The organism is uncultured Nostoc sp. (genome assembly GCF_964245445.1).
Lineage (GTDB): Bacteria > Cyanobacteriota > Cyanobacteriia > Cyanobacteriales > Nostocaceae > Nostoc.
In genome coordinates, this window is record NZ_CAXTNE010000020.1 from 13,276 (window position 1) to 25,900 (window position 12,625).

Here is a 12,625-nt window from a genome sequence, read left to right on the forward strand (position 1 = left end):
CGCTCTCACAATTTAATTACGATCTGTTACAACTATATCATACTCATAACGATTTTGAGTAGCAAATGCTTGATTTAGATACAAGAGAATGGGTGCTTACCAATGGCTTAGGAAGTTTTGCCAGTGGTACAGTTTCGGATGTCCGCACACGTACTTATCACGGTTGGCTGTTTGCCGCTACAAAGCCTCCTTCTGAGCGGACTCTGCTGTTTTCGCACCTAGAAGCTAGCTTGGAAGTATTAGGGAACGTTGTAGCACTGGGAACAAATTTTTGGGGTAACGGTCAGATTGAGCCGACAGGCTACGAATTGCTACGCTGTTTTGATATTAACCCAGTTCCAAAATGGATTTGGGGTCAAGATAACTGGCAGTTAACTAGACAATTAGTGATGCCCTATGGTTGGGAAGGGAGTAGCGAATGGGGAGTAGGGAGTAGGGAAAAGAATCATACTTCTTACTCCCCACTCCCTAGTACAGATGCGATTAATCGCGTCTCTTCCCACTTCCAATTTTGCCATCGAACTTTAATCCAATATCGCTACGAGGGAAGTGACACAGCGATTTTACGGCTGCGACTGCTGATAGCAGAACGTAACTTTCATCACCAGCAAACTGCTAATCCAGGATTACAGTTCTCACAATTGCTTGGGGAACAGCAAATCTGTCTGCAAGCAAAAAATTCTAGGGATTTCGGTATACCTTGGCACTTGCGCTGGACACAAGGAAGATATCAAACAGATGCAGTTTGGTATTGGAATTATGGATTGCCTGAAGAGACAAAACGGGGATTAGGCGACAAAGAAGACCTCTACAGTCCTGGTTACTTGATAGTTACACTGCAACCAGGAGATACAGTCACTCTAGAAGCACGAGTAGGTTTTCCCGACTCGATGGCAGGTGTTCTCACCTCCGAAACCTTTGCAGAAGCAGTAGAGGCAGAGCAAAAACGGCTCTCCCAGATTTTTGGATGGAGAGAGGGAGGCAGAGGGGCAGAGGGGCAGGGGAGCAGGTAAGCAGGGGAGCAGGGGAATAATTACGAATCTCAAATGCCCCATACCCAATGCCCCATGCCCACTTGCCCTAAGCGTATCGCTAAAGCGAAAGCTCCGCTAACGCGCAGCGCCTTTGTTAGGAGAAGCCGAAGGGATGCCCACTCCGGACTCTGGCAACAACTACTCAAAGCAAGCGATCAGTTTATCGTCTATCGAGCCTCAATTCCAGGCCCTACGGTCATTGCTGGTTATCACTGGTTTAATGACTGGGGACGCGACACATTAATTGCTTTACCTGGGTTGGCACTAGTTCCACGGCGCTTTGACTTGGCAAAAGGAGTATTGCGGACTTTTGGGCATTATTGCCGCCACGGTTTGATTCCTAATGCATTTCTTGATGTCAATGGAGAACCAATTTATAACAGTATTGATGCAGCGTTGTGGTGGATTGAAACTTTAGGACTTTATTTAGAAGCTACCCAAGACTGGGAATTTTTGGCAGAGCAATTCCCTTTAGTACAGCAAATTTACAAAGCATTTGTTGGTGGTACACATTTCAATATCCAGATCGATGCCACCGATGGGTTAGTTAGTTGGGATGCCCCTGGTTTAGCCCTTACCTGGATGGATGTGGTAATTGGCGCATACCCCGTCACTCCCCGTTACGGTAAGCCAGTGGAAATCAATGCACTGTGGTATTCTGCTTTATGTTGGCTGAGTCAGTGGGCAGAACGATTGAGCCAGCTTGAGTTTGGTGAGCCAGTGCGCCTCACGAAGCAAGCACAGCGTTATGCTCAACAAGCACAACATGTGAAAACCTCGCTGCAAAAATTCTGGAATCCTCAACTAGGTTATTTGTACGATACTATTGAGCCGGACGATCACCGGAATTTTCAAGTTCGTCCCAATGCGGTTTTGGCGCTGTCGCTGCATCATTGTGGCTTTTCTGTACAGCAGGGGTGTCAAGTATTAGATTTGGCAACTGTGAGCTTACTCACCCCCTATGGTCTTCGCAGTCTCGATCCAGGAGATCCCGAATACAAAGGCAGATATGAGGGTAATCAAGAACAACGCGATCGCGCCTATCACCAAGGCACTGTTTGGGCTTGGCTAATTGGGCCATATATTCGGGCTTGGCAACGTTTTTATCCACAGCGATCGCTGCCTTTTGATTGGCAACCTCTGCTAGATCACTTCTTATTTGACGCTTGTCTTGGTTCTATTTCTGAGATTTTTGATGGCGATGCACCTCATAAGCCCAGAGGAGCGATCGCTCAAGCTTGGTCAGTTGCCGAAGTAATCCGCCACATTAAATAGTATTGAAAGGATAGAAGCAGAATTTTGGCAGGAGTTTAAACAATTCGAGCAGGAGCGTACCATGAGTTACATGACCACAGGCGAGCGCATTGGCTACGAGCGAGGGAAGGAGGAAGGACAACAGGAACAAGCACAAACACTTGTACTACGACAGCCTAGCAACTGTGGTTGAGCTTGATGCTGAAAGACTACGACAGATGTTGCCTCCAGAAGGTGTAGGAATGAAGCACAGCCCAATTCCCTTGTGGGGAGCCTGCTATGCTGAGTCAGTTTGCCATAAAATCGAGTGGCAAATTAAAAAGACGGTGGGATGCGTAGGCCAAGCCCGTCGCAGACATCGCCATCAGTTACGCTTGTTACCAAAATGCCTTGTCTGTGAAAAACTTTTTCCATTCCGGCTTTATGGATGGACGGGCAATGCCAGCGATGTAAAACATCCTTTGCAAAAATGGCAGAATATCAAAAGCCTTACTAAGTAACAGAACTTGTCTTAACACTTTGACAATATAGTACCTTAAAAATAGTTATCAGATTGCGATCGCTTAAAATCAGCTTTTTAATTAAGCAACGCCATTTTCTAAGCAACATCAAGCTACTACAGCCAAAAACAGACACCTTGAAAGGGCTGGTTCTATATAAGGGAAACAACGATCACCATAATTGGATATTTTGTGGAAGGTTTATAGATATGATTTTATTTCAGAATATCTGATAAAGCTGCGTAGGCGTAGCCAGCCGTAGGCATCGCTGTGGACACAACCACTTATGCTGTCACCATTGACCGTACTGAATCAGGGGATGCTGGCTCAAAATGTAACACCATAATTTGCTCTGGGCGTAAACCGACAGATTCATAAGTGCGACCGTTGCGATCGCTAAATTCAACTTCAAAAGCAGCACCGGCAGCTAATAATTCTACTACTGTGCCAACTTGACCACGGTACAGGTTGTATTCAGGCAGATCAGCTGTCAGTGCCACTACATCCAGCAACTTGATTGTATTTTTAGTCATCTTCTACCACTTCCAAATATTTACAGCAGATAGCAGGTTGTTAATCTTGGGATATCAAAACCTTCTTCGATAATCCAACCACTGCGAATGGTCGCACTTCTATCTTGCCATTCCAACGTGAAATCTAGAGTGTAGCGTTGTCCAAATTCATCGCGTCGTCCCAAGCGAACTTGATGAGTTTTGACAACTTTGAGAATAATCTGGCGCAATTCTTCAGCATCGTCAGCTGTTATACCTAGAGTTGAGGAAAAAACGTGAGCTTTATGTTTCCCTTCATCATGTTCTGGATTGAGGCAATAATCACGCAGTTTACGAATATCAACGACTGCATTTTCTGCATTTGGAATTAAATTAGCTGAATTAGACATAATTTTTAGACTAGGTACTGGAGTTTAGGGAATATAAACATAGAAAATGCCTGTGCAAATTAAGTTTTACAGCCAAGGGGCTATTTGCGCTTAAAATACACAGGCACTTCAATTTTATTTCCTTAGTACATATTATACATTTAAGTCATAGCAAGGGTATATTTATTGAATTTTATTCAACTTTTTCAACAGAGTTAATGCTATTCCTTACCGCCGCCGAAAAGTTTGTATATCCCGTATCCAATAGCTGCCGCAGCAGCAACAGGTGCAGCAGCAACTATCGCAGTACCAGCGATCGCACCTCCCCCAACAACACCACCGATACCTGCAAGGGTACTCATAATTGCAGCACCAGAAGCACCAGCAGCTACTGTTACAGCACCAGCACCAGCTACACCAGCAGCAGCCCCAATATTTGTAGCTGTTCTTGCAGCTGCACGAGCTTCACGTTCTTCCGCAGACAAATCCGGTTGGTCTTTGAACAAAGTTTCATTCATTATTTTTGCTCCAGCATAAGCTGGGCCTGCTGCCAATACAGCAGGAGCAGCCGCCATACCACCACCAACCACACCACCTGCAGCAGCTAGACCAGAAGTGATTCCTGCTCCTGAAGTTGCTGCAACAGATAACCCTGTAGCAGCACTGACAGCAGCCCCTGCGGCCGCACCGGTCTCTACAACGGCTTTTACCGTCTTTAGGTCTTTAACGCCTAAAGTTTTTTCTACAGCAGTTTCTACACCTTTTTCAACGGCTTTATTGGTAATATCTTCAAAATTCATAAATCAATTTCTCATAATCTGGTACACGATACTCTACTATTAAAGCATAATTGTTACTAAACTTGTACCAGTATTAACACTGGTGGCATTTCGCTGTATACCAAATCAGCAACAAAGAGTTTGAAGCTGCTTAGAATAGTAGTGATAGAGAGGATTATAATTATGAGCGTCGTTATTCCTAATGAAATATTAACCGCAACTCGGATGACTGAAGGCGAAATGAAGCAGGAAATTGCAGTGATGCTTTTTCAAAAAGAAAAGTTAACCCTTGCTCAAGCCAGCCGATTTGCAGGGATAAATCGTATAGCATTTCAGCATCTACTCGCAAGTCGTCAAATTTCAGTGCATTATGGGGTCGAGGATTTTGAACAAGATATAGAAAACTTGCGGGCAATGGGTAGACTGTGATCATTGTCAGTGATACTTCGCCAATTAATAACCTCGCCGCCATTAACCATCTTCATTTACTACAACAGCTTTATGGAACAGTCCTAATTCCTGAAGCTGTCTACCGAGAACTAACTGATCCCAACTTTCCAGTTGCAGGTGCAATTGAAGTCCAAACTTTTATCTGGATTCAAACTCGTCCAGTTCAAGATCGTATATTGGTTGAAGCACTCAGCAATGAACTGGATATTGGTGAAGCTGAAGCGATCGCTCTAGCGCTGGAAATGAAAGCAGATCAAGTTTTGATTGATGAACGTCGTGGTCGCATGATTGCAGCTAGGCTAAATCTTGGTTACACAGGAATTTTAGGGATCTTGGTTGAAGCTAAAAGTCAAAGGCTGATTTCTGCTGTGAAACCTTTGTTAGATGCTCTGATTAACCAAGCAGGATTCTGGGTAGCAGAACCTTTATACAAAAGGGTTTTGCAGCTTGTTGATGAAAATTAATTTTTGATACATGTATGCGCTGAAGCATAACATAGGTCAGTTGATAGACAATGCGGCATAGACTCTCTAGCTGGGCAGCAGTAGGCATTCTGAACATTTCCTCACCTATTGGCTATCTTAGCAAGTCTTTGCGCTTAATTTGCCAGTAATACTTCGCCCATCAATAACTTCGCCGCCACTCTACTGAGTTTCCTTTTACTCTGATTCAAATTTATGCCAGAAGTCTATTGACTTCTGGTAAATCTATTGAGAAGCTAATAGTTAGCTTAACTAAATAATGCAGGTGCATCAAACTTGTGACAATACTGACGGGAAAAATAAATAGATCGCAACTTCCTAGCGAACCAAAACCGTTGATTTTGGAAACTCAGGGACTCACACGCCGTTTTGGGAAGTTAACCGCAGTTAATAACCTGAGCATATCTGTGGAACAAGGCGAAGTGTTTGGACTACTTGGCCCCAATGGCGCAGGGAAAAGTACAGTTATTAAAATGTTGACAACCTTACTGCCTATCAGTGCAGGGAAAGCAACCTTAGCTGGCTATGACGTGACTCGTCAACCTAATCCTGTGAGACGGGCTATCGGCTATGTCCCCCAGGCGCTCTCTGCTGATGGTAGTCTCACGGGTTACGAAAATCTCTTAATCTTCGCCAAGCTGTATGGAATACCTGCCAAAGGACGCGATCACCGCATTTATGAAATTCTAGAGTACATGGGTTTGCAAGATGCGGCGAAACGCTTGGTACGAAACTACTCTGGTGGGATGATCCGCAAGCTGGAAATTGGCATATCAGTTCTACATCAACCCCAAATTCTCTTTCTTGATGAGCCGACTGTCGGACTAGATCCCATCGCTCGGACTCAAGTATGGCAGCTTGTACTACAACTCTGTGCTGATTACGGCACAACTATATTTTTAACAACCCACTTTTTAGAAGAAGCAGACAGCTTATGTAACCGAGTGGCGATTATGCAGCAAGGTGAAGTCGTTACCACAGGTACACCAAGCGACTTAAAAGCTTCTTTAGATAACCCAAATCCAACTTTGGATGATGTCTTTATTCACTATACAGGCGACCAGTTAACATCAGGAGTCAACTACCGTGACACAGCAAGAACCAGACGTACTGCTCAACGGTTGGGTTAAAGCACCACCCACTGTCCGAGTAAATTTGATCTCTGCAATTAAAGAGCTAGTTACAAAAACCCTGGCGATCGCAGAATTGGAAATACGTAAACTCCGCCACGATCCCACTGATTTAGTAGTTCGAGCTGTGCAACCAACCTTATGGCTGCTGATCTTTGGGCAAGTTTTTGCCCGCACTCGCGTCATTCCTACAGGAAACTTACACTATTTGGACTTCATTTCTGCTGGTATTTTGGCTCAGAGTATTTTGTTTGTGGCAATTTTTACTGGTGGAATGACGCTAATCTGGGAGCGAGATTTAGGGATTGTACATAAATTTCTAGCTAGTCCCACACCCCGAATGGCAATGGTGTTGGGCAAAGCCCTGGCATGTGGGGTGCGATGTTTATCTCAAGTAGTATTCATTTACGGATTGACATTTCTATTGGGTGTCAAACTAAATCTTCATCCCTTAGCTATTCTGCAAGTACTAGTGGTAGTAATGCTGGGGGCGGGAACATTTTGCATTTTTTCATTAATTATTGGCTGTTTGGTAAAAAGCCGAGAAAGGATGACGGGTATTGGACAATTGTTAACCATGCCGTTATTTTTTGCGAGCAATGCCATCTATCCGATTTCGTTGATGCCCAGTTGGTTAAAGTTCATTTCCCATTTAAATCCCTTGACTTATGAGGTTGATGCCTTACGCGGTACCATGCTGTTAAACGGCACTAGCATCTATGGCTTTGGTCTGGATTGTACAATTCTCTTATTAACATTAATAATCTTAGCCATCATTGGTGGAAAACTTTATCCACGGGTGGCGATGTAACTAGGAGAACAACAAGCCCATGACCTTGGATAAACCTAATCAAGGTACAACTTCCGAAGAATGTGCCGCTAGAGTAATGGACACAGTTCCATTAGTGATGCGGTTTATCCGAGCGGATATGCGTGCCCATAGTGCCGCTTTTTTATCTATACCTCAGTTGCGATCGCTAGCATTTATCAACCGGAATCCTGGTGCTTCATTATCTGACTTAGCAGAGCATTTAGGTGTCACCTCTGCCACGGCATCAGCAACGATAGAACGCTTGGTAAAACGGGACTTCGTGAAACGGATTGCTCATCCTCAAGAGCGGCGGCGGGTGCTGCTCAATTTAACTGAAGATGGAAAACACCATCTCAAGCAATCCCAAGATCAAACTCGCGCTCATATTACTGACTTGCTGAAAGGTCTTACAGAAGACCAAATTTCCAATATTGAAGAAGGCTTAACTCTACTAAAAAATGTCTTCGAGAAAACAGAACTCAAAGCCCCATAACTTTGAGGTTGCACAACACGATCCCTTTGCAGCCTTTAAGTTTCGAGACTATCGGCTATTCACCATTGGACGGCTAATATTGTCCGTGGGGTCGCAAATGCAAACTGTAGCTATCGGCTGGGAACTCTATGAGCGGACTAACTCAGCCATAATTCTAGGTGGTGTGGGACTGGCGCAAGTATTGCCAATGATTGCTCTCACCTTGATTACCGGACATGTGGCCGATCGCCGCGAGCGCAAACTCATCATGTTACTGTCAGTGATGCTGCTAGCTCTCTGTTCGCTAGCTTTGGCAGTACTTTCTTATACTAAAGGTGCAATTTTTCTAATTTACGCCTGCTTGGTATTAACAGGTGTCGCTAGAGCATTCCTCAGACCAGCAAGTGATGCTCTGATGTGGCAGTTGATACCTGTGAGTGCCTTTACCAATGCAGCAACTTGGAATAGTAGTAGCTTTCAGCTAGCCGCAGTCATCGGCCCAGCCTTCGGAGGATTTGGGATTGCGCTGTTGGGAAGTGCTACAGGAGTGTATATAGCAGCAGCGATCGCAGCATTGCTGTGTTTTATTTTAACGCTGCCGATCAAAGAGCAAAAAAGTATTCGCTCAACCGAGCCAATCTCATTCAAAGCACTTGCAGCTGGTGCTAAGTTTGTTTGGCAGAATCAGTTGATTTTAGCCGCGATTACATTGGATATGTTTGCTGTATTGTTGGGTGGTGCGATCGCACTCCTCCCGATCTTTGCCAAAGATATTTTACATGTGGGGCCAGTGGAGTTGGGATATTTACAAGCAGCTCACTCCATCGGTGCTTTGACTATGGCTATCACCCTGGCGTATTTACCACCATTACGCAAAGCAGGACCAGCCTTATTATGGTCAGTGGTTGGCTTTGGGGTTGTAACAATTATCTTTGGACTTTCTCATTCTTTTTGGCTGTCTGTGTTGATGCTGATCCTTGGTGGCGCACTAGATAGTATTAGCGTTGTGATTCGCCATACATTAGTTCAAATCAGAACACCAGATCATTTGCGTGGTCGGGTTGCTGCTATTAATAGCGTGTTTATTAGTGCCTCGAATGAATTAGGGGGCTTTGAGTCAGGCTTGACTGCTGCTTTATTTGGCCCGGTGATTTCCGTTGTGGGTGGTGGAATTGGCACAATTGTAGTAGTGATTGCTACGGCAATGATTTGGCCAGGAATTCGTAAGTTAGGGGCTTTGCAAGAATATAAATAGAAGTACGTCTGATTTTAATTCCTGCATTTTGTAGCTCAGTTACTTACAAACTGCTGTAAAAAGGAAAATGGTAATAGTCAGATGATGAAGTCATAGCTACTACCATTTATTCCATAGATAATATTTGTCCTACCCAAGCAAGAGATAACAATCAGAATATGTTAGCTTTTGCATCAGGTAGGATTTTTAATTAGCGATTACACATTGCGTAATTAGAAGGTAGAAAAACCTAGAATTTGGGGATAATTTCTAACTTCAATTCGCCCTTAAAGTTATGCAATTGGCACTAAGCAATTGGGAAACCGCCGTCACCAGTACCAAATGGTATATTGCCTCCTTGTGGAATTCCATACTTAGAAAAGTCGAAGCTGCCTTCTTGTGGAATTCCATAATTAGCTATTTATTAACTCATATCTTTTCGAATTCCATAATTACCAAATCTAAATCTGCCTTCTTGTGGAATTCCATACTTAGCTTAATCGAAGCTGCCTTCTTTGGGAATTCCATACTTAGCAGAATCGAAGCTGCCTTCTTTTGGAATACCATACTTATCAAAATCGAAGCTGTCAGCCGTTGGGATGCCAAAAGCACCTCCAGGTGCGAAAGGATCGCTGAGGTTGCTAGCCTGACCACCACCATTAACGGGGTTACCAAAAACAGAATTTGAATCAGATGCCATTAGAGTTAATCCTCCTATTAGGACATAAATATTGCTTCATTAATAAATGTCAAAAAGCACAATTAAGCTTTATCTGTAGCTTTTTTATTGTTTTTTGAATTGCTAATCTTGAGCTTTTCGGACTAAATTACAGAGTTTTTTTATGAAAAAAATTACTGACAAAAAAACTGTAATTTGCCCTGGTCATGTTAATAAATATAAAAAACTTAACTTATTTTTACAATGAAAAATCTTTAGATGCTTGTGCCAAATCTTTTGATGCTTATGTAAAATCTTTAGATAATTTTACTAATGCAATTTGCAAGGTAAGATCATGTAAATTGGTATAAATAGGACTTGACAAATGGGCATTATGAGTAAAAAGACAATAATGCTGTTTTAAAAATTTCAAGGAGCAGATTACTTCTATAGCAATCCGATTTGATTATATGAAAAACTCTACGTATACGTAGGGTGTATTATGTCTTTTTTTATTACCTTTGATAGAGAATAATCTAAAACCTATATTTTTACCTCTCTTCTCAACAAAGAAGTTTAAATGACAAAGTTAGCTTGCGCTGCACAATTTATTATTTTATTTAGCGTTCAGAAGTGAGGCAGTATTTTTCTCTCCTCGTAGTAACAAAAGAGGGGTCAGGAGTCAGAATTCATTCTGAATTCTGTACGACTGGCGGATAGCCCAGCGTAAAGCCTTCGGCATGGCTTCTCTACGAGACGCTACGCGAACGCTTAGAGCGAGTCCACGTACTTTTACAGAGAAGCAAGCTACGCTTTTAGCGTCTCGTAGAAAGCGTCTGAATAATCGGCGTTTTTGCACCCCCACCAAATTTTCAATTTGGTGGTCAACAAGAAAGTCGCGGGTCTGAATCCCCAACTGATAGTGCAGCGTTAGCGTTAGCGAGGAACGAGCGTCTTGATTCTGACCGGAGGCAGAGCGTCTCCGGCTTTGCTCCTGAATTCTGACTTCTGAATTCTTCTTCAAGTTTAATTTTTAATTTTTTGACGGTGGTTAGCAGCTTGTAATAACAGAGATTCGGCAAAAGCGATCGCATCACTTGCAGATTTACCACCAGCTAACTGTGCTAGTTCTTCCCGGCGAGTATTTAAATTCTCCAAGGTAGTAACTCTGACAACGGTGCGCTGTTCGGCGTTGTCATTGTTGGCTTTTTTACCTTTGCCTTGATTGATAGTTTGCTTATCTACGCGGAAATGGCGATCAGCCATTGCTGCAACTAAAGGCTGGTGGGTAACACATAATACTTGGTTGCGTTGACTTAGGTGGTGTAATTTTTCTGCGATCGCTTGGGCGACTCTTCCTGAAACCCCAACATCAATTTCATCAAAAACCATTGTCCCAGCCACATCAACCTGAGAAAAACAAGCTTTCAGCGCCAGTAAAAAGCGGCTCATTTCCCCGCCAGAGGCAACTTCCGTTAAAGGTTGCAGTGGTTCTCCAGGGTTGGAACTAAACATAAAGGTAATTTTATCTGCTCCCATAGCAGTTGGGGGAGCAGGCACTATCTCAACCAGAAACTTCACCTTTTCCATCGCTAGGGGCTTGAGTTCAGTGATCAAACGTGATTCTAAATTAGCAGCCGCCTTACTCCGCAATTGAGTTAACTGATTACTTGTTTGGGTGAGTTTCTCAAAACACGCCTTTTCTTGCTGTTCTAGACTTTCGATAGATTGTTCGCTGTCGTTGAGTTGGGCTAATTCCCCTTGGATACGTTCGTAATAAGCGATCGCTTCTGTAAGTGTCGGCCCATACTTACGGCAAATTTGCTTTAATTCCTGAATTCGTTCTTCCACCTCTTCCAACCGATGCGGATCGGCTTCCAATCCATCCCCATAAGCATTAATCTGCCTTCCCACTTCCATTACCGCAGCTTGCGCGTCCCGCACCAATTCTAATAGGGATTGGAGCTGGGTATCATATTCCACCATGTCATTTAATGTCGCCTCACTATCTCCCAATAAATCTGCGGCGGCGGGAGTTTCATGATCGTTTTGATACAAAGCTTGATAAACCTTGTAACTCATTTGTTGCAAATCAACGACATGATTTAGGCGTTCTTGTTCTTGTCCCAACTGTTCCAATTCATTAGGTTCGCTGAGGTTGGCTGCTCCCAGTTCTTGCACTTGATAAGTGAGCAAGTCGAGTTGTTGTAACCGCTCCCGTTCTGATGTGCGGCGTTTTTCAAGTGCTAAATGCGCCTGTTGGTAAGCACTGAAGCCCGTGGCAACTTTATGACGCTGCTGCATCAGAGAGTCACCCCCATATAAATCCAACCAATCGCGGACTTGAGCAGATTGTCCCACTTGTACAGTTTGACCTTGGGCTGTGATTTCCACCAAGCGATCGCGCATTCCTGCCATAATCTGGCGATTGACCAACACACCATTCACCCGCGATCGACTGCGGATATTACTACCAGTGGCTGTGATTTCTCGGCTAATAACTACGGAATTTTCATCAAGCAAATCTATTTCTTGTTCAGTTAACCAAGCGGCTAGGGGGGCGTTTGAGGTGAAAGTAGCTTCTACCATCGCCCGACTTGTCCCCGTGCGAATGACTCGACTAGAGACTTTACCGCCCAAAGCGGCATCAATGGCATCCAAGATAATCGATTTTCCAGCGCCGGTTTCACCTGTTAACACATTTAGTCCCGCGCCAAATTCCAATTCCAGTTGGTCAATTAGGGCAAAGTTTTCAATTCGCAGGCAAAGCAACATCAAGCCAAATTCTCCATGAGGGCAGATGCCAAATACTTCTAACTTACAAGACAATAAGTATGATGATATTTCAGCAACTAGCAATACCTACTACTATTGAACTAGTATGCCCGTTTAAGTGTAGCAGACTAGTGGGGAGTAGGGAGTGGGGAGCGAGGAATGAGGG

General features: G+C 43.7%; 13 protein-coding genes and 1 pseudogene. 8 read left to right on the forward strand and 6 right to left on the reverse strand.

Annotation, left to right across the window (positions count from 1 at the left end; all coding sequences use genetic code 11):
* The first annotated feature begins 65 nt into the window (after positions 1–65).
* Both ACFE90_RS05640 and ACFE90_RS05645 read left to right on the forward strand, forming a co-directional pair.
* Positions 66–2,309 (forward strand): annotated as a pseudogene (locus tag ACFE90_RS05640) (amylo-alpha-1,6-glucosidase).
* A gap of 164 nt (positions 2,310–2,473) precedes the next feature.
* Positions 2,474–2,788, forward strand: a complete 315-nt coding sequence (locus tag ACFE90_RS05645; RefSeq protein ID WP_375498536.1) for a hypothetical protein — start codon at positions 2,474–2,476, stop codon at positions 2,786–2,788.
* Positions 2,789–3,072: 284 nt separating this feature from the next.
* Here the strand turns inward: ACFE90_RS05645 and ACFE90_RS05650 are convergent, their stop codons facing one another.
* From ACFE90_RS05650 to ACFE90_RS05660, 3 genes are all read right to left on the reverse strand, one after another.
* Positions 3,073–3,321: a DUF4926 domain-containing protein gene (locus ACFE90_RS05650; RefSeq protein ID WP_375498538.1), complete on the reverse strand. Its 249-nt coding sequence runs from the start codon at positions 3,319–3,321 to the stop codon at positions 3,073–3,075.
* A 20-nt stretch (positions 3,322–3,341) separates the two neighbouring features.
* The gene (locus tag ACFE90_RS05655; RefSeq protein WP_375498540.1) at positions 3,342–3,689 is read right to left on the reverse strand and encodes a DUF6883 domain-containing protein; all 348 of its coding nucleotides are present in this window, start codon (positions 3,687–3,689) and stop codon (positions 3,342–3,344) included.
* Between the two features lie 200 nt (positions 3,690–3,889).
* The gene (locus ACFE90_RS05660) at positions 3,890–4,468 is read right to left on the reverse strand and encodes a hypothetical protein (RefSeq protein ID WP_375498542.1); all 579 of its coding nucleotides are present in this window, start codon (positions 4,466–4,468) and stop codon (positions 3,890–3,892) included.
* A gap of 162 nt (positions 4,469–4,630) precedes the next feature.
* Between ACFE90_RS05660 and ACFE90_RS05665 the strand changes: the two genes are divergently transcribed.
* From ACFE90_RS05665 to ACFE90_RS05690, 6 genes are all read left to right on the forward strand, one after another.
* The gene (locus ACFE90_RS05665; protein WP_094348425.1) at positions 4,631–4,876 is read left to right on the forward strand and encodes a UPF0175 family protein; all 246 of its coding nucleotides are present in this window, start codon (positions 4,631–4,633) and stop codon (positions 4,874–4,876) included.
* Entirely contained in the window at positions 4,873–5,361 is a 489-nt protein-coding gene (locus ACFE90_RS05670) for a DUF3368 domain-containing protein (protein ID WP_375498544.1), read from the forward strand. Before ACFE90_RS05665 ends, ACFE90_RS05670 begins: the two co-directional genes overlap by 4 nt.
* Before the next feature lie 296 nt (positions 5,362–5,657).
* Positions 5,658–6,509 carry an ABC transporter ATP-binding protein gene (locus ACFE90_RS05675; RefSeq protein WP_375498546.1) on the forward strand — a complete coding sequence of 284 codons (852 nt, stop codon included), beginning with the start codon at positions 5,658–5,660 and terminating at the stop codon, positions 6,507–6,509.
* Positions 6,466–7,320, forward strand: coding sequence for an ABC transporter permease (locus tag ACFE90_RS05680; protein WP_375498548.1), 855 nt, complete (start codon positions 6,466–6,468; stop codon positions 7,318–7,320). Before ACFE90_RS05675 ends, ACFE90_RS05680 begins: the two co-directional genes overlap by 44 nt.
* A gap of 19 nt (positions 7,321–7,339) precedes the next feature.
* The gene (locus ACFE90_RS05685) at positions 7,340–7,813 is read left to right on the forward strand and encodes a MarR family winged helix-turn-helix transcriptional regulator (RefSeq protein ID WP_375498550.1); all 474 of its coding nucleotides are present in this window, start codon (positions 7,340–7,342) and stop codon (positions 7,811–7,813) included.
* The gene (locus ACFE90_RS05690; protein WP_375498552.1) at positions 7,779–9,047 is read left to right on the forward strand and encodes an MFS transporter; all 1,269 of its coding nucleotides are present in this window, start codon (positions 7,779–7,781) and stop codon (positions 9,045–9,047) included. The genes ACFE90_RS05685 and ACFE90_RS05690 overlap by 35 nt, the downstream gene beginning before the upstream one ends.
* Before the next feature lie 475 nt (positions 9,048–9,522).
* Here ACFE90_RS05690 and ACFE90_RS05695 read toward each other — a convergent pair whose 3' ends face one another.
* The 3 genes from ACFE90_RS05695 to recN all read right to left on the reverse strand — a co-directional run bounded on the left by ACFE90_RS05695 (position 9,523) and on the right by recN (position 12,459).
* Positions 9,523–9,726, reverse strand: coding sequence for a hypothetical protein (locus ACFE90_RS05695; RefSeq protein ID WP_375498554.1), 204 nt, complete (start codon positions 9,724–9,726; stop codon positions 9,523–9,525).
* A 640-nt stretch (positions 9,727–10,366) separates the two neighbouring features.
* Positions 10,367–10,708 carry a hypothetical protein gene (locus ACFE90_RS05700; protein ID WP_375498556.1) on the reverse strand — a complete coding sequence of 114 codons (342 nt, stop codon included), beginning with the start codon at positions 10,706–10,708 and terminating at the stop codon, positions 10,367–10,369.
* A 2-nt stretch (positions 10,709–10,710) separates the two neighbouring features.
* The gene (gene recN, locus ACFE90_RS05705) at positions 10,711–12,459 is read right to left on the reverse strand and encodes a DNA repair protein RecN (RefSeq protein ID WP_375498600.1); all 1,749 of its coding nucleotides are present in this window, start codon (positions 12,457–12,459) and stop codon (positions 10,711–10,713) included.
* Positions 12,460–12,625: the final 166 nt, after the last annotated feature.